Below are 23,462 nucleotides of genomic sequence, written 5' to 3'. Positions count from 1 at the left end.
CGGAGCCGCCGTGGCGCTGCCGGGCGAGGCGCCGGCGCGGTGCCCGGGCCGGGAGCCCCCGTGGCGCTCGTCCAGCCGGGCGAGAGCAGGGGCCCGGCCGGGTGGGGTGCCGGGCACATGGCGGGTGGGTGACACCAAAGGCGGCCGGGCGGGTACGTAGCTCTCCATGACACCCGAGACATCCGAGCGTCCCGAGCCCGTCGTGCCGACGTCCACCTACCGGCTCCAGCTCCAGCCCGAGTTCCCGTTCGCGGCCGCGGAGCGGGCCGTGCCGTATCTGGCCTCGCTCGGCGTCTCGCACCTGCATCTGTCGCCCGTCCTTCAGGCCGTGCCGGGCTCCGCGCACGGCTACGACGTCGTGGACCCCACGCGGGTGCGTGACGAGTTCGGCGGTGAGAAGGGCCTGCGGGGGCTTTCGCGCACCGCCCGGGAGCACGGGCTCGGCCTGGTCGTGGACATCGTGCCGAACCACATGGCCATGGCCCCGCGGCACAACCACGCCCTGTGGGAGGTGCTGCGGGAGGGACCCTCGTCGCCGTACGCGCACTGGTTCGACATCGACTGGGACGCCCAGGACGGCAAGGTGCTGCTGCCCGTGCTCGGCCACCCGGTCGGCCGGGAGGCCGGCGAGCTGAAGGCGGACGGCGACGTCCTGCGTTACCACGACCACGCCTTCCCGCTGCGCGAGGGCACCGGCGGGCTGCCCCTGCCCGAACTGCTGGACGCGCAGTGGTACCGGCCGGTGTGGTGGCGGCTGGCCCGTACGGAGCTGAACTACCGGCGCTTCTTCAGCATCTCGGAGCTGATCGGGGTGCGGGTGGAGGACCCGGAGGTGTTCCGGGCGACCCACGCCAAGATCCTCCAGCTGCTGGCGGAGGGCGTGGTCGACGGGCTGCGCGTCGACCACCCGGACGGGCTCGCCGACCCCGACGCCTACCTCCGCCGGCTGCACGAGGCGACCGGCGGTCGCTGGACGGTCGTCGAGAAGATCCTCTCCGACGGCGAGCACCTGCCGGCCTCCTGGCCGGTCGCCGGCACCACCGGCTACGACGCCCTGCGGCACGTCGACGGCCTGTTCACCGACCCGGCCGGAGCGGACGAGCTGGCCGAGCGCTACCGGCGGTTCGCCGCTCCGCGCGACGACGAGGGCGGGGACTGGGAGGCGACCGTACGGCGGGCGGCGTACACGGTGATCACGCACGAGCTGGCCGCCGAGACGGAGCGGCTGACCCGGGTGGCGAGCCGGGTGTGCGCCACCTCGCCCGACCTCGCGCTGCGCGACCGCGCGCCCTGGGCGCTGCGCACCGCGCTGCGGGAACTGCTGGTCCGCCTCCGGGTCTACCGGCCCTACACCTCCGTGGACCCGGCGTCCGTGGTCACGGAGGAGGCCGCCGCGCAGGCCCGGCTCGCCTTCACGGTGCCGGAGGAGGGTGAGGCCGTCGACGTGGTGCGCGACCTGGTCGTCGGGCGGGCCGGATCCGGGCCCGGCGCCCTGGAGTTCCGCACCCGGTTCGCGCAGGCCGCCTCCGCGCTGCGCGCCAAGTCCGTCGAGGACACGGCCTATTACCGGTACGTGCCGCTGCTGTCGGCCAACGAGGTGGGCGGCGACCCCGGCCACCCGGCGGTGCCCCCGGAGGACTTCCACTCGTACTGCGCCCGGGTGCAGCACGACTGGCCGGCCACCGGCACGGTGGTCTCCACGCACGACACCAAGCGCAGCGCCGACGTACGGGCGGCGCTGGCCGTGCTCACCGAGTGCCCGCGGGTCTGGGCCGACCTGCTGGACGTGGTGACCGGCGGCGGCGAGGGCGTGCCGGACCGGCAACTGGCGTGGGCAGCCTGGCAGACGGTGTTCGGCCTCGGCCCCGCGGACGGGGAACGCGTGCGGCAGGCCCTGCTGAAGCATGTGCGGGAGGCGGGCCTGCGCACGAGCTGGACCGAGCAGCGACCCGAGTACGAGGAGGCGGTGGCCCGCTTCGTCGCCGAGGGGCCGTGCGGGGCTCCCGCCGGGCCGGTGACCGCGCTGCGCACCGCGCTCCAGCCGCACATCCGGGCGAACGTCCTGGGCACGGCCCTGGTGCATCTGACGATGCCCGGCGTGCCCGACGTGTATCAGGGCACGGAGGCCGAGTACCGGGCCCTGGTCGACCCGGACAACCGGCGCCCGGAGCGGTTCCCGCCCGCCGACGCCGGTGACAAGGGGGCGGTGACGAGGGCGGCGCTGCGGCTGCGCTCCCGGCGGCCGGAGGTCTTCGGTGCGGCGGCGACGTACGCGCCACTGCTCGCCGAGGGGCCGGTGGCGGCCCACTGCGCGGCGTTCGAGCGCTCCGGGGAGGTGGTCACGGCCGTGACCCGGCTGTCGCTGCGGCTGGCGGAGGAGGGCGGCTGGCGGGACACCCGGCTGCCGCTGCCGCCCGGCCGGTGGGCCGACACGCTGACCCCTGGACGGGAGTTCGAGGGGCACGTGCGCGTGGCGGAACTCTTCGAGCGGCTGCCGGTCGCACTGCTGGAGCGCGCTTGACAGGACCCGGCGTCCGTGGGGTACTGCGGAATGCGAAGCCGGGAGGACAGGTCGGGGGTGAGTCTCCTGCCGGAGTTGCGCTACCCCAGTGTTGCCGAACTGGTGACCTCCGCCCAGGCGTTGGCCGCGTCCCGGCCGGACCGGTGCGTACTGAGGCAGGTCGGCCACTCACGCGCGGGACGACCGCTGCACCTGCTGTCCGTCGGGCACGCCCGGCGGGCGGTGCTGGTGGTCGCGGGCGCCCACGCCAACGAGCCCACCGGCGGCTCCACCCTCCTCGCCGTCGCACGCCGTGTGCTGCACGAGGAACGGTTGCGGGCGGACACCTCCTGGCACTTCCTGCTGTGCGCGGACCCGGACGGCGCGAGTCTGCACGTGACTCCGGCCCCGCGCAGTCTGCTCGACTACCACCTCGGCTTCTTCCGGCCCGCCGGGCCCGAGCAGCCGGAGTGGTCGCCCTCCGTGCTGCCGCCCGACCGGCTGCCGCCGGAGACGCGTGCCCTGACCGGGGTGATCGACGAGCTGCGGCCCTACCTCCAGGTGACGCTGCACGGCACCGACCTGGGCGGAAGCTGGGTGCAGTTGACCCGCGACGTGCCCGGGCTCGCCGAGCCGTTCGGCAAGTCGGCGGCGCGGCTGCACATACCGGTGGAGACGGGCGCCTCGGACGCGGCGGGCTGGCCGGTGTCCGGGCCCGGGGTGCGGGTGATGCCGGGGGCGGGCGCGGACCCGGCGTATCCGAGCATGCCGGACGACGCGCGGCACAGCACCTGGTTCCATCCGCACCGGTACGGCGGCATGACCGCGGTCGTGGAGGTGCCGATGTGGGCGAGCGACCTGGTGGACGACCCCGCGCCGCATCCCGCCCCGGCGGCGGCGATACGGCGGCTGGCGCACCGGCTGCTGCGGGACGCGCGGGAGGTGGAGCTGGTGCTCGCCGACGCGCTGCCGCGCCTGCACGGGGCCGACGGGCCGCTGCTGCGGGCGGCGAAGTGGGGACTGAGCCTGGTGCCGGGGCTGGCCGCGGACTGGCTCCACACGCCGCCCGCGGACACCACGATGGCGTACGTCGGCAGCGTGGACGCCTTCGGCCGCCGGCTGCCGCTGCGGGCCGCGGCGATGCTCCTGCGCACCCTGCGCGAGACCGACGACCGCGCGGCCCCTGATCTGGAGCACCTGGTGACCACCTGGAGCGAGTCCTTCGCCCATCGCTTCCACGCCCGATGGGTCCCCCTGGAGCACCAGATCGAACACCAGAGCCACACAGTCCTCACCACGGCCCACCAGGCCGGCGCCCCACCCGCCTGAACCCCTGAACCCCACCGCGCGCGGGGCGTGGTGTCAGGGGGCGACGTCGAAGACGTCGCCTGTCCTGGCGCCCATTTCGCAGGTGTTGGAGAAAGTCTCCGTGTAGTCGACCGGGCGGCCCTGCCACTGGCCGCGGGCGTGGGCCGTGACGGGGGCGTAGATCATCGGGCAGAGAGCGTCCTTGTGCGGGATGGCGTGGATGTCGCCGCCGGACGAGCGGAGCTGCGAGCAGGCGTCCGCCGCGTGGGCGTGGCCCTGGGGCGGGTCGCACAGGAGCAGGACACCGCGGGCGTCCCCGGCGCGGGCGTCGCCGTGGGCGACCGTGAGGTAGAGCCAGTCGGACTGGGCGGCGGGCCGGTGGGTGGCCGAGGCCGGGGCGGCGCCGGCGAGCAGGAGGGCGGCCGCGGCCGTCAGGCCTTGCCGCAGGCGGGTCGTGGCCGCCTTGGTGAGGTGGGTCATGCCCGGTGTATCGGCACGGCCGCCCGCACGCCCCACCCCGGCTCACCCGATCGTGAGCACATACACGCGCGTGTGAGGCCCACCGCGTGCGCCGCTCAGTTCGCGGAGAGCCGGTACGCCACCTGCCCGAATCCCACCTGGTCCCCCGCGCGCACGACGGCCGCGCCGACCACGCGCCGCCCGTTGACGGTCGTGCCGTTGGTCGAGCCGAGGTCCCGCAGCACCCACATCCCGCCCTGGTGCCGCAGCTCGGCGTGCACCCGGGAGACCGTCTCGTGGGTCAGCCGCAGACCGCACGCCGGATCGCGCCCTATGCGCAACGGGTGACCGCTCCCGGCGTGCGGCAGCAGCAGCTTGGGCAGCCGCTCGGCCTGCCAGGCGCGCCGCACCCGTACGCCGAAGCCGGACACCGCCTCGACCGTGCCGAACACCAGCCGGGACACGCGCCCCTCGGCGCGCAGGTCGGAGGTGAGCACGGCGAGTTCGTCCGGCCGGCGGGCGGCCAGGGCCAGCTCCATCCGCCGTACGAACGTGTCGTGGGACAGCCGGCCCATCGCGACGCCGTCACGGAGCACCTTCAGCGCCTTGTCGCGCTCCGCGTCGGACAGCCGCGCGGGGAACGCGTGGGACTCAGAGGGCGACGTCACGCTGCTGATTGTCGGTCAGCCGATCCCCCCGTGTCCAGCCATCACGAAGAGGCACACCAGGCCCGCGGACCGGCGACACCCGCCGCAAAAGGGGGATTCAAAAGCGGATCGATCTCTTGTGGCGCACCATGGACGGCGACGTCACGGTGAGCGAACGAAGGGGAACCGTCCGTGCAGTTCGAGGTGTGGGCACCACAGGCCGGCCGTGTGACGCTCCAGTGCGACGGCGCCACGCGCGCGTTGGAGCGCGATCCGGAGCGGGAGGGGTGGTGGACGGGTGAGGCCGACGCGCGCGACGGCTCGCGGTACGGATTCGCGCTGGACGACGGCCCGGTGCTGCCCGACCCGCGCTCGCTCCGGCAGCCGGACGGACCGGACGGGCTGAGCGCGGTCGTCGAGCACACGCGGTACACGTGGCGCTCCGCCGACCGGGCCGGGCGCCCGCTGCCCGGCGCGGTCATGTACGAGCTGCACATCGGCACGTACACGCCCGAGGGCACCTTCGACGCGGCCGCCGAGCGGTTGCCGCACCTGGTGGAACTGGGCGTCACCCACGTGGAGTTGATGCCGGTGTGCCCCTTCCCCGGCCGGCACGGCTGGGGCTACGACGGGGTGTCGCTGTGGGCGGTGCACGAGCCGTACGGCGGCCCCGAGGGCCTGAAGCGCTTCGTCGACCGGGCCCACGAGCTGGGCCTCGGCGTGGTCCTGGACGTGGTGCACAACCACCTGGGCCCGTCGGGCAACCATCTGCCGCGGTTCGGGCCCTACTTCACCGACACCCACCACACCCCCTGGGGCGCCGCCGTCAACCTGGACGCGCCCGGCTCGGACGAGGTGCGCCGGTTCCTGGTCGGCAGCGCGCTCGCCTGGCTGCGCGACTACCGGATCGACGGTCTGCGCCTGGACGCGGTGCACGCGCTCGTGGACACGCGCGCGTGCCACTTCCTGGAGGAGCTGTCGACGGCCGTGCACGCGCTCTCCGCCGACCTGGGCCGCCGTCCGTTCCTGATCGCGGAGTCGGACCTGAACGACCCGCGGCTCATCACCCCGCGCGCGGAGGGCGGCCTCGGCCTCGACGCCCAGTGGAACGACGACTTCCACCACGCGCTGCACTCGGCGCTCACCGGCGAGGCCCAGGGCTACTACGCCGACTTCGGGCGGGCCCCGCTCGCGGCGGTCGCCAAGACGCTCACCGGCGGCTACTTCCACGACGGTACGTACTCCGGCTTCCGGGGGCGCCACCACGGCCGCCCGCTGGACCGCACCCGGGTGGCCGGGCACCGGCTGCTCGGCTACAGCCAGACCCACGACCAGATCGGCAACCGCGCCCGGGGCGACCGCCTGTCCATGCTGCTCGCCGGCTCCCCCGGGCTGCTGGCCTGCGCGGCCACGCTGACGCTGACCGCGCCGTTCACGCCGATGCTGTTCATGGGCGAGGAGTGGGCGGCCGGCACGCCGTGGCAGTACTTCACCGACCACACCGACCCGGAACTCGCGGAGGCGGTGCGCCGTGGCCGGCGCCGGGAGTTCGCCGAGCACGGCTGGGCGGAGGCGGACGTGCCCGACCCGCAGGACCCGGCGACCCGCGACCGCTCCTGCCTGGACTGGTCCGAGCCGGGACGCGAGCCGCACGCGCGCGTGCTGGCCTGGTACCGCCGGCTGACCGCCCTGCGGCAGGAGCAGCCCGACCTCACCGACCCCGATCTCGCCGACACCAAGGTGGCCTACGACGAGGAGGCCCGCTGGTTCGCCTTCCGGCGCGGGGACGTGCTGGTGGCGCTCAACCTCGCCGGGACGCCGGCGGAGATCCCCCTCGGCAACCGCCCCGTCGAGGTGCTGGCCGCCTGGGAGCCGGTCACGGCCCCCGGAGCGGACGGGCTCCTGCACGTGCCCGCGGAGTCGTGCGCGGTGCTGGTGCAGCACTGAGCACGGCACAGCGACACGCCGCGCCGGACGGCCGCTATTCCCCGGTGGCCCCGGTGGCCCCCGTGTCGCCGATGTCACCCGGGTCCCCGGTGTCCCCGGTGTCCTCCCGGAACTCCGTCACCCGCTCCAGCAGGATCGCCTCCCAGGCGTGGCGCAGCTGGGCCCTGAGGAGCGGCAGCGGGGCGTCGCCGCGCCCTTCGAGGCGTGCGGCGAGGCGGATCACGGTGTCGCAGCGGGCCAGCCACAGGCCGCGCAGGCAGGGCCGGGCGCTGTAGCCGGCGAGGGTGGCGGCGCGCACCGCGGCGGGGGAACCGACGGCGACGGCGACGCCGGCGATGTCCTCGGCGGGGTCGCCGACCACGGCACCGGTCCAGTCGAGGACCCCGCGCACCCGGCCGTCGGCGCTCACCACCAGGTGCTCGCCCTTGAGATCGTGGTGGACGAGCACGGCGGTACCGGGCTGGGCGGCGAGCTGGGCCGCGGCGGGCGCGGCGAGCTGGGCCATCCGCGCGGGGTCGAACTCGTCGGCGGCGCCGAGGCGTTCGGCGGCGCGCACGGCCATGCGTCGCAGCGCCTCCAGGGAGCGCGGCGCGGTGCGCGGTACGCCGAGGTTCCGGGCCTGCCGGGCGGGGACCTCGCGCAGCCCGCTGAACAGCCCGGCCAGGTCGTCCTCGCCGACGGCGGAGACGTCGTGCTCGCCGGCCGTGCCGCCGGTGATCCGGGTGTCCAGCGTGTACGTCAGCCCGGGTGCCCACTCGCCGTGCGCGACGCTGACGGGGACGGCGACCGGAAGGTGCGGGCGGACCACTTCGCGCAGGCGCAGTTCGCGGCGCTGGCGGGCAGCGGCCTCACGGTCGGGGGCCAGGCGCAGCACATGGCGGGCGCCGACCCACCAGGTGGAGTGCTCGCCGCCCTCGGCGACGGGCCGGATCTCGGGTCCGGGGGCGGTGTCCTGGCCGTCCTTGAGCAGGGTGCGGACCAGTCTGCGGACGGTGTCCGCGGTGGGTGTCGGTGCCTGGGTCATCGTCGCGCCGTGTCGTTGCGGTTGCGGGGTGGGGACTGCCGGTGGTCAGTCCACTATGACCATCTCCCGGGTCGTGTCGTTGAGGCGGCGGCCCCCGTCCTCGGTCACGGTGACGATGTCCTCGATGCGCACCCCGAAGCGGCCGGGCAGGTAGATGCCGGGCTCCACGGAGAAGCACATGCCGGGCACGAGGGGCTGCTCCTCACCCTCGATCATGTACGGCGGCTCGTGCGTGGTGACGCCGATGCCGTGGCCGGTGCGGTGGATGAAGTACTCGCCGTATCCGGCCCGGGTGATGACCGCGCGGGCGGCGCGGTCGACCTCCTGGCAGGAGACGCCGGGACGGACGGCCCGGAAGCCGGCCTCCTGGGCCTCGCGGACGATGTCGTGCACCCGCCGCTCCTCGTCGGTCGGCTCGCCGACGTGCACGGTGCGGGTGGTGTCGGAGCCGTAGCCGTCCTTGAGGCCGCCGAAGTCGAGGACGACCATGTCACCGCGTTCGATGACGCGGTCGCCCACCTCGTGGTGCGGGTTGGCGCCGTTGGGTCCTGAGCCGACGATGGTGAAGTCGACCTGGGAGTGTCCGAAGCGCCGCAGCAGGCCGGCGAGGTCGGCGGCGACCTCGGATTCGCGGCGGCCGGAGAAGCGCACCGCGCGGATCTCCTCGAACGCGGCGTCGGCGGCCGCCCCCGCTGCCGCGAGCAGTTCCACCTCGGCGGCGTCCTTCACCGCGCGCAGCATGGGCAGGGCCTCGGTGAGGGAGGCGTACGAGGTTCCCGGCAGCGCCTGTTGCAGGGCGAGCAGGTGCATGGCCCAGGTGTTGTCGCTGATGCCGAACCGGCCGCTCTCGTCGAGGAGGGCCGCGGTGACGGCGTAGGGGTCGGTGCCGTCGGTCCAGTCCCGCAGGGCCAGGGCGGACGCGCCGGACGCCTTGGCGGCGTCCGGGGCCTCCAGGGTGGGCACTACGAGAACAGGCTCGACGCCTTCGCGTCCGGCGGCCAGGACGAGCAGGGTGAGCCGTTCGGTGACGGCGGTGGGCGCGTACCCGGTCAGCCACACCAGGTCCGGCCCGGGCGCCACCAGCAGTCCGGCCAGCCCGGCCTCGGCCGCCGCCCGGGCGGCGCGTTCCAGCCGGACCCTGTAGTCGTCGGCGCTGAAGGGCGCGAGCGCGATGCCGGTCATCCGGGCCTCCGTACACGGCTGAAACGGTGAGAACCACTACGGGCAGCATCCTGCCCGCCCCCGCCCCCCGACGCGAGCCGGTTGCGAATCCCGCCCCCGGTCGCGCCCTCCTGCCGGCGGGGCGCGGGTCGGGGCAGGGGGCAGGTCCGCGTGACCGGCTTCAGGTGACGATGCCCGGGGTGACCGTCAGCTGTTGGTACGTGCCGGTGGCGTGGCGGACCGTGAGGGGGACTGCCCGGCCCGGGTCGGAGGCGGCGACGGCGCGGGCCAGATCCGTCGCCGTGGCCAGGCGGGTTCCGGCGAAGGTGAGCAGTACGTCGCCGCGGACCAGGCCCGCCGTGTAGCCGGGGCCCGGGACGTGGACGCCGACCACCCGGGCTCCGGCTCTGTCGTCGTCCACCACCTCCAGGCCGAGGGTCGGGCGCACCGGCACGGGCGCGGGTGCGGCGGCGGACGTCGGAGCCGCGCGCGCCTGCGCACCCGGCTGCGGCCGCGGCTCGGCGGGGGCCTGCCGGGTCATGCCGGCCACCGTGGCGAGGCCGACGCCCGACAGGATCAGGACGATCCCGGCGAGCCCCCCGCACACCAGGGCCGCCAGGCGGCGGCCACGGCGGCGGCGCGGGGCGGGCGGCCGCCGTACCGGCCCGTGCTCGCCGCCGGGCTCCTGTCCGGGCATCGGCTTGGGACGCAACGCCGTCTGTTCCCTGGACTCCATCGACCGCCTCCGGTCAGCCCACGGGGAGGGCGGAGGCCGGCGCGCGGTCCGGCAGGAAGGCGTGGGCCCGGCTGCCCAGCCACTCGGCCTTGTAGCGGTCGACGTTCCGGTGCCAGTTGAGGATGCCCGACATCCAGTTCTGCAGGTCGGCGACATAGCCGAGCATGGCCGCCCGCGCCTCCTCGGACAGCCCGAAGTCGTCGTAGACCACGGGTAGTTCGTGGGCGACGACATGCTCGAACTGCCGCATGCGCTGGTTGATCAGGTCCTGGACGACCTTGAGCGCGGCCGGGTAGTCGATGCCGAAGAAGTGCTGCACGACCAGGATCGCGTTGTGGATCTCGCCCTCGTACTCGATCTCCTTCTGGTACGAGAAGACGTCGTTGAGCAGGCAGGCGTAGTCGACCGCCGCGTTCTCCAGGGAGCGGACCGGGCCGCTGCGGTAGACCTCCGCGGGGATGGCCGGACCGTATCCCATCCGGCACAGGCTCAGGGTGAGGTCGGAGCCGAAGGTGGCGCGCCGCATCTCCAGGTAGTCGACCGGGTCGGGGACGCGGTTCTGGATCTGGTTGGACAGCTCCCACACCCAGCTCTCGGTCATGGAGTCGATCGCGTGCTTCAGGGTGCGCCGCTGGTCGGGGGTCATCTCCGCGGTGGTGCGCGCCCACAGGTCGGTCAGGCTCCGCTCCATGGCGTTGAGCGGGACGGGCGCCGCCTCCCCCTCCAGGGGCATGCAGGCCGACAGGCGGGCCGTGGTCGCCTTCGCGGCGACCAGATCGCGGCGCTGGCCGTACACCAGCGGGTAGTAGTCGTCGCCGTAGGTGCCGAAGGCGAGCCACTGGGCGCTCAGGTCGAGCGCCTCCGGCGTGGCGTCCGGGTCGATTCCGGCCGAGCACAGCGCCAGATCGTAGGCGGCGAGCTTGTCCTCGTCCCACACGCCCTCTTCGAGGATGCCCATGCGGTGGCACCAGTCGACGAGCGTTCCCCGGGAGCGGTCCAGATGGGGGCTCAGCCCCAGCGGGTAGGGCATGTGGAGGTCGGGGATGCGGGACGGGCCGACCTTCTCGTACGGCACGTGCGTGTACGCGCGCAGCCTTTCCATCCCGGCGGCCGCGAGCAGCGCGCACACGTCGGCCGCCGAGGTGCCGGGGCCCGCGGGCCGCTGCCAGGGGTTGGTGGGCCGGGCCCGCTCGTTCATGTACCGGCTGGAGCGCGTGTGCCACTCGTGGCCGCCGGACTGCCAGTCCTGCAGCCCCTTGGCGTACGCCGCCACCGCCGCGGTCTCGGCCGGGGCGAGGCCGCTCTCCAGGGCCAGCGCGGGCACTTCGGTGAGCGCGGTGTGCTCGAACTGGTGCAGACGGGAGGTGAGGACGTCGTTGACGGAGTCGGCGGCCTCCTGGGTGGTGCATCCGAAGAAGGTCTCCAGGACCAGGACGCCGTTGCTCAACTCCCCTTCGTCCTCGACCTCCCGCTGGTAGGAGAACAGGTCGTTGCGCAGGTGCACGGCGTCGGAGAACGTCTCCATCAGCACCCTCAGCGGCCGGGCCTCGGCGACGGAGGCGGGCACTTCGGCGGTCGCGTACTCCACCAGCCCCGCCGACCAGGGCGCGCCGCCGACCTTGCGGCGCATCTCGATGTACTCGACGGGGTTGGCGATCCGCCCCTCGTTGATGTTCGACAGCTCCCACATGGACTCGTTCAGCAGGTGCTCGGTGGCCACCGCGAACCGGCGGCGCCAGTCGGCCGACATCGACGGCACCGTACGCGCCCACAGGTCGGCGAGGCCGGCCTCGACCGGGTTGCGGGGCTCGGGGACGGGGGTTTCGGGGTCGAGGGGCATGAACAGGGGAAGCCGGTCCAGGTAGGCCTTGCCGCCCCCGCGGTCCTGGCTGCGCTTGAAGGTCTCCAGGAAGTGGTCGTCGAAGAAGAAGACCCACACGTACCAGTCGGTGATGAGCGACAGGGCCGGTCCGTCGCAGTCGGGGTGGGTGTAGGCGCAGAGCAGTCCGTAGTCGTGCGCGTCGAGGTCGGACTGCTCCCAGATCCCGGAGCCCTCCAGCATGCCCATGTCGCGCGCCCATTGCGTCGAGTGGGCGCGTGCCTCGTCGACGTTCGGGTTGAGCCGCGCGGGATACGGCATGTAGAAGTGCGGGAGTTCGAAGGGCTGCTGCGTCATGGCCGGGCCCTACCCGCGACACTCCGGCACCATCCGTACGCACCAACGCGATCACTCCATCGCGTGAATTCGCACGTGAATCGGGTGGTCGCGGGGGTGGGGCGGTCCCGCGCGTCAGGTCCTGACCTGGATCAGGGCGTGCGTGCCGGCGACGCGCCAGCGCCCGCCCTCGGCGGCGTCCAGCGCGGCCACGGTCTTCGCCTCCAGACCGGTGATCACGTCGGACTTCAGGGTGCGCAGGGCGGCGACGGGTCCGGGGAAGAAGCCGGTGGTGTCCGCGAACGGCGTGGTCGGGGGCCACAGCCGGTCGCCCACCAGCCGCCGGTAGTTGAGGTCACCCTTGAACACGGTCAGCGCCGCCGCGGCGAACTCCTCACGCAGGTCCGCGGGCATGTCGGTGTACGGCAGCGGGGAGCAGGAGAAGGGATGCGCCCGGACCGTGAGCCTGCCGTCGGCCATCGCGGACCACAGACGGCGCCCGTGGTCCGCGGCCGCGCCGGGAGCCGCCGTCAGCCGGCGTACGGCGTCGACGACGTCGGCGGTGGTGGCGTCGGAGACGTAGTACGGGTACGGCTTGACGTGCAGGACCGCCCGCCGGACGCGGCCGTGGGCGAGGAGGTGGGCGACGAGGAGGAGGTCGGGGACGAGTTCGCGGCCGGCGTTGTCGGCGACCAGGCAGAGCGTGCCGGTGCCGGAGGGCGGCAGCAGCGACCAGAGGGCAGCGCTGTCGTCGGCGACCAGGGCGGGGACGGGCGGTCCGGCCTCGGCGCCGCCCGCCGACAGCCGGAAGCCGAGGTCGGCGCGGTTGCCCCAGAGGGAGCCGTGCAGCAGGGCGTCCGCGCGCTGCGCCGCCGGTTCGCTCGCCAGTTCGTCGAGCGCCGCCAGTTCCTCGTCGGTCTCCCGGGAGTCGAGTTCGGCGAGCTTGGACGGGCGGAAGGGGTCGAGGCCCTGCCAGGGGCCGGGCCCGAAGTAGCCGACGGCTTCGAGGAGCCGACGGTAGAAGTAGCTCTCGGACCACAGCCACGGCACGTCGAACCAGGAGTGCCCGGCGTACCGTTCCAGGCCCCAGGACCGCCAGCGGTCCCGGTCGGGCGCGGCGGCGGGAAGGTCCTCGATCACGCCCTCGGCGCAGCTCTCCAAGAGCGCGTCCAGGGCGCGGTGCTGCTCGGGGCCGTAGGGGAAGGCGTCGCGCACCTGCCGGATGATGGCCGGGTGCCGTTCGGCCAGCACGCTGCGCGGGAAGGAACCGGGTTCGTTGCCGAGGATGACAGGCGCGGACGGGTTGGCGGGCATGCGCCTCACCGTACCCGGCGGGTCACAGGACGACGATCTCCCGCTCCAGGCGGGTGGCGAGGCTCAGATAGCGGGGGCGCCGGTGCACCGGCACCAGGCCGCGGATCAGCAGGTGCCACATCTCGGTCGTGCGGCGGGGAAGCCGCGCCATGGATTCCAGGCGCCGGCCGGCGACGCGGGTGCCGACGAAGAAGCAGACGAGGGAGTGCGCGACGGCGTGGACGTCGACGTCCTGCTGGATCTCGTACTCCTTGACGGCGCCGAGGAGTTTGCCGGTGGCGATGTCCAGCCATTCGGTGAACGGGTGCCGCAGCGGCGGCCGTACGTCGATCCCTCCGGTGGCCAGTCGCAGGCCGGCGCGGGTGACGGGACCCTCCACGGTGAGGCGGGTGAGCGCGTAGGTGATGCGTATGAGGGCCTCGAGCGACGAGTAGCCCTGCTCGTCCACGCGGTTGGTCACCTGCTGGGCGGCCCGGGACTGCAACTCCAGGATGGCGTGGGCCAGATCCTCCTTGGCCGCGAAGTGGAAGTACAGCGCGCCCTTGGTGACGTGTGCGTGTGCGACGATGTCGCTCAGGCTGGTCCGTTCGTAGCCGTGCCGGTCGAACAGGTCTGCGGCGGCTGTGATGATCGTCGCGCGGGTCTGTTCGGCACGTAACTGCCTCGGCATGGACAGAACACTCCCGGGGCCGTAACGAACGGGGCGGACCGTTTGTTTCTCACTCCGCGTACACGATAGCTCACGGCTACGAGGCGTCCACCAGGGCCCCTTGGGCCCCTGACGTCACCGGCCGCGCTCGGGAAACCCGGTTGAACGCTCCGCGCCCGCCGCCCGTACTGGACCGGACAGCAGTCCTTTTTCCCGCCGGCCAGGAGACGCCTCCCGATGACCCGGACGACCGCGCCCCTCAGGGGCACCGCAGCCGCCGTGGCGGTATCGGCCCTGCTCACGTTGTGGGCGGCGGGGCCCGCCCGGGCGCACGGCGCCCCGACCGACCCGGTCAGCCGGGTGTACGCCTGCTCGCCGGACGGGGGTTGGGCCGGTACGGCGGCCTGCCGGGCGGCCGTCGCCGCGAACGGCGGAGCCCCCTTCACCGCGTGGGACAACCTGCGGGTGGCGAACGTGGGCGGCCGGGACCGCCAGGTCGTCCCCGACGGAAGGCTCTGCAGCGGAGGACTGCCCGCGTACAAGGGACTCGACCTCGCCCGCACCGACTGGCCGTCGACCCGTCTGACGCCGGGCGCGAGGCTCGCCATGTCGTACGCCTCGACGATCCCGCACGAGGGCACCTTCAGGCTCTATCTGACCAGGCCGGGCTACGACCCGACGAAGCCGCTGACCTGGTCGGACCTGCCCGAGCGCCCCTTCGCCGAGGTCAAGGACCCGCCGCTGACGGGCGGCGCGTACCGCATCGGCGCGACCCTCCCGGCCGACCGGACGGGCCGCCATGTCCTGTTCACCGTCTGGCAGAACAGCAGTACTCCGGACACCTACTACTCGTGCTCGGACGTGGTGTTCGCGAAGGCGACGAACGCGACGGCCGGCACGGGCGGTTCGGGCGGTTCGGGCGGTTCGGGCGGCACGAGCGGAACGGCCGGACGGACCGGGCAGAATGACTCCGGCCCCTCGGCCGGGGCCCCGGCCACCGGTACGCCGAAGCTGGACATCCGGAACCCGAGCACGAGCCATTCGCACGAGTCGCACACGCCGGCTCCGGCGCGGCAGACCCCCGACTCCGCCGCCACCCAGGCGCGTTCGGCCGCTCCCGACAGCACCCCGGTGGCGTCCGCGACCGACACCGGCCGGGGCCCCTCCGCGCCCCTGCTGGCGGCCGGCGCCGCCACGGTGCTGGTGCTCACCGCTGGCGTCGCCCTGGCCCTGCGGCTGCGAGGCCGCTGAAACCGCCCGCCCCGGTGGTCAGTTGACGCGGGTGGGCGCGCCCTCCTCGGTCACCGGGGTCTCGGTGCCGGGCGCGTCGGCGTCCGGCACCCGCCGCTCGTACCGTCGGACCGCCACCGCGAGGGCGAGCCCGTACGGAACGAGGACGACGGCGAGCAGGAGGTAGTAGGGCAGCGGAAGTCCCGTCATGCCCAGCGGCGGGCCCAGCGGACTGGCCGGGAGCAGCAGTCCGACGAGGGCGAGGACGGCCGCTGCCCGGCCCACGGGTCCGGGCAGCCGTCGCCGGCCGCCCTCGCCCCGGCCGGTGCGCAGGAGCACCATCACCAGGGCCTGGGTCAGCAGGTTCTCGGTGAACCAGGCCGAGTGGAAGACGGCCTCGTCGTTCAGCGCGTCGGGCCCCCACAGGACGAGGGCGAGGACGGCGAAGGTGGCGAAGTCCGCGACCGCGTTGAGCGCGCCGAACCCGGTGATGAACCGCAGGAAGGCGCGCGGCCGCAGCGCGGTCGGGCGGCGCAGCGCCGCCCTTCCCGGACGGTCGTGGGCGAAGGACGACTGGGCCGCGTCGAAGCAGAGGTTCTGCACGAGCACCTGCACCGGGAGCATCGGCAGGAAGGGCAGCAGCAGGCCCGCGACGAGCATCGCTATCACGTTGCCGAGGTTGGAGGAGAGCGTGACGCGCAGGTAGGAGGCGATGTTGCCGCTGGCCCGCCGGCCGGCCGTCACGGCGTGGCCGATCGCGGTGAGGTCCTTGTCGGCGAGCACCACGTCGGCGCTCCCCCGGGCGATGCCGCGGGCCGCCCGGGGCGCGACGCCGACGTCGGCGGTGCGCAGCGCGGGCACGTCGTTGGCGCCGTCGCCGAGGAAGCCGACGGTGTGTCCCGCGGCCCGCAGCGCGGCGACGACCCTGGCCTTGTCGTCCGGTGTGCAGCGGGCGAAGACGGTGGTACGGGCGGCGGCGGCCGCGAGGGCGCCGTCCCCGCCGGGCCCCGGGCCCACGGTGTGCACCTCCCCCACGTCGATCCCCAGGTCACGGCAGACGCGCGCCGCCGTGCCGGGGTGGTCGCCGGTGAGGATCTTGACGGTGACACCGGCCTCGGCGAGCCCGCGCAGGGCCTCGGCCGCGGTCGGCGCGAGTTCGTCGCGGAAGGCGATCAGGCCCCGGAAGGTCAGTCCGCGCTCGTCGGCGGGGGTGTAGTCGCCGGTGCGGGCGGCGCGGTCGGCCGTGGCGAGGGCCAGCAGCCGCAGCCCGGCGTCCGCCTCCCGCGCGGCGAGCCGGCGCAGCCGCTCGCGCTCGTTGGGCTCCAGCGCGCAGCGCTCCAGTACGTCCTCGACGGCGCCCCGGACGAGGAGGACGTGCCGGCCGAACCGGCCCCGCACCACGGCGGTGGCCAGGCGCCGCACCGGGTCGAAGGGGACGGCGGCGATCCCGTCGTGCTCCTCGCCGACCGCTCCGGCGGCCTCCAGGAGCGCCTCGTCGAGCGCGTCGGGCGCGGGCAGTTCGGCGAGCTGGAGGTTCCACCAGGCGCCGACCGCGGCCCAGCGCAGCACCTCGGGGTCGTCGTGGCCGTCGGCGTCCAGGGCCCGTTCGACGACGGGCCGGTCCTGGGTGAGGGTGCCGGTCTTGTCGACGCAGAGCACGTCGACGGCGCCCAGGTCGTGCAGGGCGGGCAGCCGCTTGACGATGACGCCGTGCGCCCCCGCGAGCTGCCGGGTGCCGCGGGCCAGGCACAGGGTGACGATCACGGGCAGCATCTCGGGGGTGAGCCCGACGGCCACCGCCACGGCGAAGGGCAGGGTCTCAAGACCGCGCCCGCGCAGCGCCGCGTTGGTCATCAGCACCAGCGGCGGTGTCAGCAGCATGAACCGGATGAGCACCCAGGAGATGCCGCGCACGGAGCGGTCGAAGGCGCTGGGGCCCGTCCGGCCCGCCCGCCCGAGGCCCGCCGTGCCGTGGGCGGCGGCGAACCGCGTCCGCTCCCCCGTCTCCACCACCACGGCGGTGGCCGTGCCGGTGGCGACGCTGCTGCCCTGGAAGCACAGGTGCGGCTGCCCGAACGGGCCCCGCTCACCGAGTCCCGGCTCCTCCACGGCCGCCTTGGCGACCGGGGCGGACTCGCCGGTGAGCGCGGCCTCATGCACGGTGAGCCCGCGGGCGCGCAGCAGTCGTACGTCGGCCGGTACGAGGTCGCCGGGGCCGAGCCGGAGCACGTCCCCCGGCACCAGCTCGGTGACCGGGACCTCCCGGGGACGCGGCTCTTCCCCGCCGGCTGTGCGCCGCAGCACGGTGGCGGTGCCGGCCACCAGTTCGCGCAGGGCGGCCATGGACCGGTCGGCCCGGTGCTCGCCGGTCGCGCGCAGCACACAGCTGACCGCGACCAGGCTGAGGATCACCGCGGCGGTTCCCCAGGAGGCGACGAGGGTGGAGACGAGGCCGAGGCAGAGCAGTACGGCCGTGAACGGGTCCCGCAGGGAGCGCATCCACCGCAGGGGCCAGGACGGGGTGCGCACCTCGGGAACCGTGTTCTCGCCGACCGCCGCGAGCCGGGCCTCCGCCTCGGCGTCGGTCAGCCCGCGCGGGCCGCTGTCGAGCCGCCGCAGTACCTGGAGGGGTGTTCCGTCGGGCGAGGCCGGGCGGGCCGCCGCGAGCTCAGAGGCCACGGAGGCGGTGCGCCGGGGCGCCGACGGCGGCGCCCCGGTCGGTGAGCCGGGCCACCGTGAGCCGTACCACGTCGACCACGTCGGGGTCGTCGACGAAGTAGACCTGCCGCCTGCCCTCGCGGCGGGAGCGGACGAGCCCGGCGAGCTTCAGCTTGGTCAGGTGCTGGCTGACCGCGGGCAGCGCGCCGCCGACCCGCTCCGCGAGCCCGGTGACGTCGCTCTCGCCCTGGGCCAGGGCCCACACGATGTGCAGCCGGGCGGGCGAGGCGAGCAGCCCGAAGGCCGCGGCCGCCTCCGCGAGCACGTCGGCGGGCGGATCCTCGAAGCCACTGCCGGCTGCCGCCACGGTCGTCTTCCTCCTGTTCGCGCGCACTGGTCGCACACGCTGGTCGCACACGCTGGTCGCACAGACTGTTCGCGCGCGCTCTTCTCGCGCACGCCCGCACGCCCGGTACGGGCCGCCCCAGTCTAGGCGGCCCGTACCGGAACGAACCCGCCGGAGCCCGCCGGGAACCCGCCAGAGCCCGCCGGAGCCCGCCGCGACGGCGTCCACCGGAACTTATCCGTCGCCCCGTCAGTTTCTACGTTGCTGTAGATGCAGCACGGACGTGTCAGTCCACCCGACACCACATTTGGAGAGCACATGGCCCTGTGGGACCGCATCAAGGACTCCGCGACGCAGATGCAGACCCAGCTCGTGGCGAAGAAGAACGACCTGAAGAGCGGTGCCTTCCGGGACGCGAGCATGGCGATGTGCGCCCTCGTGGCCGCCGCCGACGGCACCGTCGACCCTTCGGAGCGTCAGCGTGTCGCGCAGCTGATCGCCACCAACGAGGTACTGCAGAACTTCCCCGCGGACGACCTGCGCCGCCGCTTCGAGGAGAACCTGAACAAGCTGACCGCCGACTTCGACTTCGGCAAGGTCAGCGTGTTGCAGGAGATCGCCAAGGCGAAGAAGAAGCCCGCGGAGGCGCGTGCCGTGGTCCAGATCGGCATCGTCATCGGCGGCGCGGACGGCGACTTCGACAAGACCGAGCAGGCCATGGTGCGCGAGGCCTGCTTCGCCCTGGGCCTGCCGCCGCACGAGTTCGACCTCTGAGCCGACGGGTCCTCGCGGCTCACGGCTCCCGCCTCGCCGGGTGCCGGACGGTCGTCCGTCCGGCACCCGGCGAGCGGGCGGTTCACGGCCCCGCGGGCCCGTGTCCCACCGGCGTCGATCAGTCGAGACCCGCGGACTTCAGCCAGGCCTTGGCCACGTCGAGCGGGTCCTTGTTCTGCGACTGCACCTGGGTGTCCATGTCCAGCAGGGCGGCCGTGTCCAGCTTGGCGGAGACGGCGTTGAGCGCGTCGACGCCCTTCTGGTCGAGGCCGGACTTGTAGACCAGCGGCTGCACGTTCTCGAAGCCGAAGAGGTTCTTCGGGTCCTGGAGGACGACGAACTTCTCCTTGGCGATGGTCGGATCCGTGGTGAACAGGTCGGCGACCTGCACGGTGTCCTTCTTCAGCGCCGCCTGGGTCAGCGGGCCGCCCGCGTCCAGCGCCTTGAAGGACTTGAACTCCAGTCCGTACTCGGACTTCAGGCCCTTCAGACCCTGCTGCCGGGCCTGGAACTCCGGCGAGCCGCCGATGACCAGGTCCTTGGCGGCGTCCTTGAGATCCGCGATGGACGACTTGTCGGTGAGCCCGTACTTCTTCGCCGTCGCGGCGTTGACGGTCACGGAGTCCTTGTCCTCGGCGGGCGCCGGCTCGAGCAGGGTGAGACCCGAGTCCAGCTTGGCGCTGATGGCGGCCGTCGTCGCCTCGACCGACTCCGGGGCGGCCTTGGAGTCGAGGTAGGCCAGCAGCGCCCCGTTGTACTCGGGCAGCACGGTGATCGAGCCGTTCTTGAGCAGACCGTAGGTGGCCTCCCGGCTGCCGATGTTGGGCTTGTACTCGACCTTGATGCCCTTGGCCTTCAGGGCCTCGCCGTAGATGTCGGCGATCAGGATGCTCTCGGCGAAGTTGTTGGAGCCGACGACGACCGTGCCGCCGCTCGCCCTGCCCTCCGCGAGCGGGTCCTTGCCGGAGGAGCCGCCGGACGAACACCCCGCGAGGAGCGCCGAGGCGGCGGCGAGCGCGACCGCGGCCGCCCCGAGGTGGCTCTTGCTGGACCTGGTGCTCTTCGTGTTGGAAGTCACAATTCCCGTTCCCGGCTGAGAGGTTGTTCGGGCGCGTGGCAGCGGCGGCAGCACGCGGGGTGCGATTGCCGCGCTTTGATCCAATCCAGCCGCTTCTTCATCAGTCAAGAGGCGCCGGGTCACCGATCGGCCTCGATGGGCGTCAGCCGCCATGGCGCACCCCGGGCGACACCGTCACCCGCGCGACCGCCCAGAACACCGCGAGCGTCGCCAGCGCCATCACGGCGACCAGTGCGGCACCGCCCACGACCTTCTCGTAGTCGTGCTGGTAGAGGCCGTCGACGATGTACCGGCCGAGGCCGCCGAGGCTGACGTACGCGGCGATGGTGGCGGTGGAGACGATCTGGATGGCCGCCGAGCGCAGTCCGCTGAGGATCAGCGGGAGGGCGACGGGCAGTTCGACCTGGAAGAGGACGCGCGACTCGGACATGCCCATGCCGCGGGCGGCGTCCACCGGCGAGGGATCGACGGAGCGCATCGCCTCGTAGCTCGTGATCAGGATCGGGGGTACGGCGAGGACGACCAGCGGGATCATCACGGGTGTCTTGCCGAAGCCGAGCAGGATGACCATCAGCACCAGCAGGCCGAAGCTGGGCAGCGCCCGCCCGGCGGTGGCGATCAGAGCGAGGGCGTTGCCGCCGCGCCCGTAGTGCCCGGTGAGCAGTCCGACCGGCAGTCCGATGACGGCGGCCAGGCCCAGGGCCATCAGGGAGTACTGGATGTGCTCGACGAGGCGCGTGGGGATGCCGTCGTAGCCCTTCCAGTGGGCGGCGTCGCTGAAGAAGGCGTTGATGAAGTGCAGTACGTTCACCGGGCTGCGTCCTCCAGTGCGGGCGTGGCCGGTTCAGGGCGGTCCGCGGCGTCCGTCGGGGTGCGGTGGCGGGTGCCGCGCGGCATCCAGGGGGTCAGCAGCAGGCGCACGAGGACGAGCACGCCGTCGACGACGACCGCCAGGGCCGCCGTGGTGAGGACGGAGTTCCAGGCGAGTTCGGGCCGGTTGTAGATCTGCGCGTCGTGCAGCAGATTGCCCAGGGCGCCCTGGTTGCCGATCAGCATCCCGACGCTGACGAGCGAGATGCTGGAGACGGCGGCCACCCGCAGCCCGGCGATGATGGCGGGCACCGCGATCGGCAACTGCACCTGGAGATAACGGCGTACGGGTCCCAGGCCCATGGCGGTGGCCGCGGCCAGGGTCTCCTGCGGCACCGAACGGACGCCGTCGACGATCGCCGGGACGAGCACGACGAGGCTGTAGACGGCGAGCGGGATCATCACGGTCAGCTCGGTCTGGCCGGTGTAGTCGATGAGGACGACGAAGAATGCCAGCGACGGGATCGCGTACAGCACGGTCGTCAGGCCGAGCACCGGCGGGTACAGCCAGCGGAACCGCACGCAGAGCTGGGCGAGCGGCAGGGCGGCGAGAAGACCGGCCAGCACCGGCAGCAGGGCCTCGCGCAGATGCAGCCCGATCAGGCCCAGCCAGGTGTGCTGGAGGTCGCTCGGAATGTCGAAGAATCGGTTCATCCGGCGACCCCGGCCTCGGCGCCGGCCTCCGCCGCGGTCCCCGCGGCGGACCACGCCCCGGTACGCCCCTCGGCGTGGGCACTGCGGATGGCCTCGCCGATGGTCTGCTGCGAGACGACGCCGACCGCACGGCCGGTGCCGTCCACGGCGACCGCCCAGCCCGTAGGCGAGAGCACGGCGCCGTCGAGGGCGGCGCGCAGCGAATCGGTGCCGTACTCGAAGGGCCGCCCGTGGGACAGAAGCCGTGCCACGTCGAGGGGGCCGTCGGCCAGCGCGGCGGGCTCGCTCCAGCCGAGGGGCCTGCCGTCGGCGTCGGTGACAAGGAGGTAGGGCACACCGGGGGTGGCGCGGGCGGCGATCTGCTCGGCGGTGGAGTCGGCGGTGACGATCGGGGTCTTCGTCAGCTCCAGTCCCCCGGAGGCGAAGAACGACAGCCGGCGGATGCCGCGGTCGATGCCGAGGAAGTCCTCGACGAAGGCGTCCGCGGGCGCGGAGAGCAGTTCGGCGGGCGGCGCGTACTGGGCGAGCCGGCCGCCGGTGCGCAGGACCGCGACCATCGTCCCGATCTTCACGGCCTCGTCGATGTCGTGCGTGACGAAGACGATGGTCTTGCCCAGCTCGTCCTGGATGCGCAGCAGTTCGTCCTGGAGGCCCTTGCGCACCACCGGGTCCACGGCGGAGAACGGCTCGTCCATCAGCAGCACCGGCGGGTCGGCGGCGAGCGCCCGCGCCACACCGACGCGCTGCTGCTGGCCGCCGGAGAGCTGGTACGGGTAGCGCTTGGCGAGCGAGGCGTCGAGGCCGACCCGCTCCATCAGCTCCGCCGCCCGCGCCCGCGCCTTCTGTCTTCCCCAGCCGAGCAGGCGGGGCACGGTCGCGATGTTGTCGACGATCGTGCGGTGCTGGAAGAGCCCCGCGTTCTGGATGACGTATCCCATCGACCGGCGCAGCGTGTTGACGGGCTGGTCCTGGATGTCGACGCCGTCGAGGAGGATGGTGCCCCCGGTCGGCTCCACCATCCGGTTGATCATGCGCAGAGTGGTGGTCTTGCCACATCCCGACGGTCCGACGAGGACGGTGATCGAGCGGTCCGGTATCTCGAGCGAGAGCCGGTCGACCGCGAGCGTGCCGTCCGGATACCGCTTGGTGACTGAATCTATCCGTATCAAAACGCCGAATACCCTTCGGGTCTGGCAGGAGCTGTCCGCTCTCGGCCAAGGTCGCGCGGGCCGTTGCGGGAACAATCGAAGCACCTCGTGACGTGCGACATCCGCACGCGACACCCCCGTCCCCCGTAACCGCACCGTGCGCAAGCTGTGAGCCCGGTGCGCGGGCCCGTCCGACCGGACGGTTCCCAGGCCCCGTGGCGCCTTTCGACACCGACGCCTACCCAGCATCGCGCCCGCGACACCGGCAGGGGCACGCGATCCACGCCACGTCCGGCACGCAGCCACCTGGCGCCCCGGTCCCGACATGGGCGGGGGCGGGCCCCTGAAGGCCCGTCCCCTTGACGGGTGCGGCGCGGGGCCGGGTCAGGTCCGGCCGGGACCGCCGCCGCCGAAGGATCCACTGCTGCCCGGGTGCCAGCGCCGCCGGTGCTGGTCCTGGCTGCGGCGGGTTCCGGTGGCGTGCAGCTCATAGGGCATGAGCCGCTCCCCGTCGTCCGGGTGGAGCTCGTCGAGCTCCCGCATCTCCCTGATCTCGTGGACGGCGCCGGTGACCGGCAGGTGCGGCTGCTCCGCCTCGGTCGGCCGGTCCGGCTCGCGGCGCATCACACCGATGCCCATGCCGACCGCCCACACCAGGGCGATCACGATGACGAGTCCACCGATGAAGGCGCCGAAGGTGGCCCACACATTGGGTGCCACGGCCAGTACGGAGTAGGAGGCTATGACCATGTATTCCACGTATTCCACCCGCCTCACCAAGGAAAGCGAAGAGTGCCGGTGGCG

20 protein-coding genes are annotated in these 23,462 nt (G+C 73.5%); 5 read left to right on the top strand and 15 right to left on the bottom strand.

Annotated elements, in window-relative coordinates; genetic code table 11:
• The first annotated feature begins 166 nt into the window (after window positions 1-166).
• Both treY and CG719_RS00305 read left to right on the top strand, forming a co-directional pair.
• Window positions 167-2,521: a malto-oligosyltrehalose synthase gene (treY, locus tag CG719_RS00310; protein WP_100566399.1), complete on the top strand. Its 2,355-nt coding sequence runs from the start codon at window positions 167-169 to the stop codon at window positions 2,519-2,521.
• 57 nt (window positions 2,522-2,578) lie between these two features.
• Window positions 2,579-3,829: a M14 family zinc carboxypeptidase gene (locus tag CG719_RS00305; RefSeq protein ID WP_100566398.1), complete on the top strand. Its 1,251-nt coding sequence runs from the start codon at window positions 2,579-2,581 to the stop codon at window positions 3,827-3,829.
• Window positions 3,830-3,862: 33 nt separating this feature from the next.
• On the opposite strand, the gene CG719_RS00300 is transcribed toward CG719_RS00305, so the two are convergent.
• Both CG719_RS00300 and CG719_RS00295 read right to left on the bottom strand, forming a co-directional pair.
• Window positions 3,863-4,288 (bottom strand): SSI family serine proteinase inhibitor, encoded by a 426-nt coding sequence (locus CG719_RS00300; protein WP_100566397.1) that lies wholly within the window; start codon window positions 4,286-4,288, stop codon window positions 3,863-3,865.
• 95 nt (window positions 4,289-4,383) lie between these two features.
• The gene (locus CG719_RS00295; RefSeq protein ID WP_100566396.1) at window positions 4,384-4,935 is read right to left on the bottom strand and encodes a DUF1707 and FHA domain-containing protein; all 552 of its coding nucleotides are present in this window, start codon (window positions 4,933-4,935) and stop codon (window positions 4,384-4,386) included.
• Window positions 4,936-5,106: 171 nt separating this feature from the next.
• On the opposite strand from CG719_RS00295, the gene treZ reads away from it, so the two are divergent.
• A complete protein-coding gene (gene treZ / locus CG719_RS00290; protein WP_100566395.1) occupies window positions 5,107-6,861 on the top strand; it encodes a malto-oligosyltrehalose trehalohydrolase in 1,755 nt (584 codons plus the stop codon).
• Between the two features lie 34 nt (window positions 6,862-6,895).
• Here treZ and CG719_RS00285 read toward each other — a convergent pair whose 3' ends face one another.
• The 6 genes from CG719_RS00285 to CG719_RS00260 all read right to left on the bottom strand — a co-directional run bounded on the left by CG719_RS00285 (window position 6,896) and on the right by CG719_RS00260 (window position 13,921).
• Window positions 6,896-7,885 (bottom strand): aminoglycoside phosphotransferase family protein, encoded by a 990-nt coding sequence (locus CG719_RS00285; RefSeq protein WP_100566394.1) that lies wholly within the window; start codon window positions 7,883-7,885, stop codon window positions 6,896-6,898.
• Between the two features lie 45 nt (window positions 7,886-7,930).
• Entirely contained in the window at window positions 7,931-9,067 is a 1,137-nt protein-coding gene (locus tag CG719_RS00280) for an aminopeptidase P family protein (protein ID WP_100566393.1), read from the bottom strand.
• A gap of 160 nt (window positions 9,068-9,227) precedes the next feature.
• Window positions 9,228-9,782 (bottom strand): PDZ domain-containing protein, encoded by a 555-nt coding sequence (locus tag CG719_RS00275; RefSeq protein WP_234375356.1) that lies wholly within the window; start codon window positions 9,780-9,782, stop codon window positions 9,228-9,230.
• A gap of 13 nt (window positions 9,783-9,795) precedes the next feature.
• Entirely contained in the window at window positions 9,796-11,958 is a 2,163-nt protein-coding gene (cyc2, locus tag CG719_RS00270; RefSeq protein ID WP_100566391.1) for a germacradienol/geosmin synthase Cyc2, read from the bottom strand.
• Between the two features lie 114 nt (window positions 11,959-12,072).
• Window positions 12,073-13,251 carry a damage-control phosphatase ARMT1 family protein gene (locus CG719_RS00265; RefSeq protein WP_100566390.1) on the bottom strand — a complete coding sequence of 393 codons (1,179 nt, stop codon included), beginning with the start codon at window positions 13,249-13,251 and terminating at the stop codon, window positions 12,073-12,075.
• A 22-nt stretch (window positions 13,252-13,273) separates the two neighbouring features.
• The gene (locus CG719_RS00260; protein WP_100566389.1) at window positions 13,274-13,921 is read right to left on the bottom strand and encodes a ScbR family autoregulator-binding transcription factor; all 648 of its coding nucleotides are present in this window, start codon (window positions 13,919-13,921) and stop codon (window positions 13,274-13,276) included.
• 216 nt (window positions 13,922-14,137) lie between these two features.
• Here CG719_RS00260 and CG719_RS00255 point away from each other — a divergent pair, with 216 nt between their 5' ends.
• Window positions 14,138-15,151 carry a lytic polysaccharide monooxygenase gene (locus CG719_RS00255; RefSeq protein WP_100566388.1) on the top strand — a complete coding sequence of 338 codons (1,014 nt, stop codon included), beginning with the start codon at window positions 14,138-14,140 and terminating at the stop codon, window positions 15,149-15,151.
• An 18-nt stretch (window positions 15,152-15,169) separates the two neighbouring features.
• On the opposite strand, the gene mgtA is transcribed toward CG719_RS00255, so the two are convergent.
• Window positions 15,170-17,809: a magnesium-translocating P-type ATPase gene (gene mgtA / locus CG719_RS00250; RefSeq protein WP_100566387.1), complete on the bottom strand. Its 2,640-nt coding sequence runs from the start codon at window positions 17,807-17,809 to the stop codon at window positions 15,170-15,172.
• Window positions 17,799-18,155: an ArsR/SmtB family transcription factor gene (locus tag CG719_RS00245; protein ID WP_100566386.1), complete on the bottom strand. Its 357-nt coding sequence runs from the start codon at window positions 18,153-18,155 to the stop codon at window positions 17,799-17,801. The genes mgtA and CG719_RS00245 overlap by 11 nt, the downstream gene beginning before the upstream one ends.
• A 297-nt stretch (window positions 18,156-18,452) precedes the next feature.
• Between CG719_RS00245 and CG719_RS00240 the strand changes: the two genes are divergently transcribed.
• Window positions 18,453-18,908, top strand: coding sequence for a tellurite resistance TerB family protein (locus CG719_RS00240; RefSeq protein ID WP_100566385.1), 456 nt, complete (start codon window positions 18,453-18,455; stop codon window positions 18,906-18,908).
• Between the two features lie 118 nt (window positions 18,909-19,026).
• Here CG719_RS00240 and CG719_RS00235 read toward each other — a convergent pair whose 3' ends face one another.
• From CG719_RS00235 to CG719_RS00215, 5 genes are all read right to left on the bottom strand, one after another.
• Entirely contained in the window at window positions 19,027-19,986 is a 960-nt protein-coding gene (locus tag CG719_RS00235; RefSeq protein WP_100566384.1) for an ABC transporter substrate-binding protein, read from the bottom strand.
• Between the two features lie 142 nt (window positions 19,987-20,128).
• Window positions 20,129-20,797, bottom strand: a complete 669-nt coding sequence (locus tag CG719_RS00230; RefSeq protein WP_100566383.1) for an ABC transporter permease — start codon at window positions 20,795-20,797, stop codon at window positions 20,129-20,131.
• Window positions 20,794-21,510, bottom strand: a complete 717-nt coding sequence (locus CG719_RS00225; RefSeq protein ID WP_100566746.1) for an ABC transporter permease — start codon at window positions 21,508-21,510, stop codon at window positions 20,794-20,796. Before CG719_RS00225 ends, CG719_RS00230 begins: the two co-directional genes overlap by 4 nt.
• On the bottom strand, window positions 21,507-22,679 hold the full coding sequence (locus CG719_RS00220; protein ID WP_199836450.1) for an ABC transporter ATP-binding protein: 1,173 nt from the start codon (window positions 22,677-22,679) through the stop codon (window positions 21,507-21,509). Before CG719_RS00220 ends, CG719_RS00225 begins: the two co-directional genes overlap by 4 nt.
• A 363-nt stretch (window positions 22,680-23,042) precedes the next feature.
• Complete coding sequence (locus tag CG719_RS00215) at window positions 23,043-23,408, bottom strand: DUF6479 family protein (RefSeq protein WP_100566382.1); 366 nt, start codon at window positions 23,406-23,408, stop codon at window positions 23,043-23,045.
• Between the last annotated feature and the right edge of the window lie 54 nt (window positions 23,409-23,462).

Source organism: Streptomyces sp. CB01373 (assembly GCF_002803075.1).
Taxonomy (GTDB): domain Bacteria; phylum Actinomycetota; class Actinomycetes; order Streptomycetales; family Streptomycetaceae; genus Streptomyces.
The sequence above is the reverse complement of the archived record's forward strand: the minus strand, read 5'-3'. Positions and strand labels throughout refer to the sequence as shown.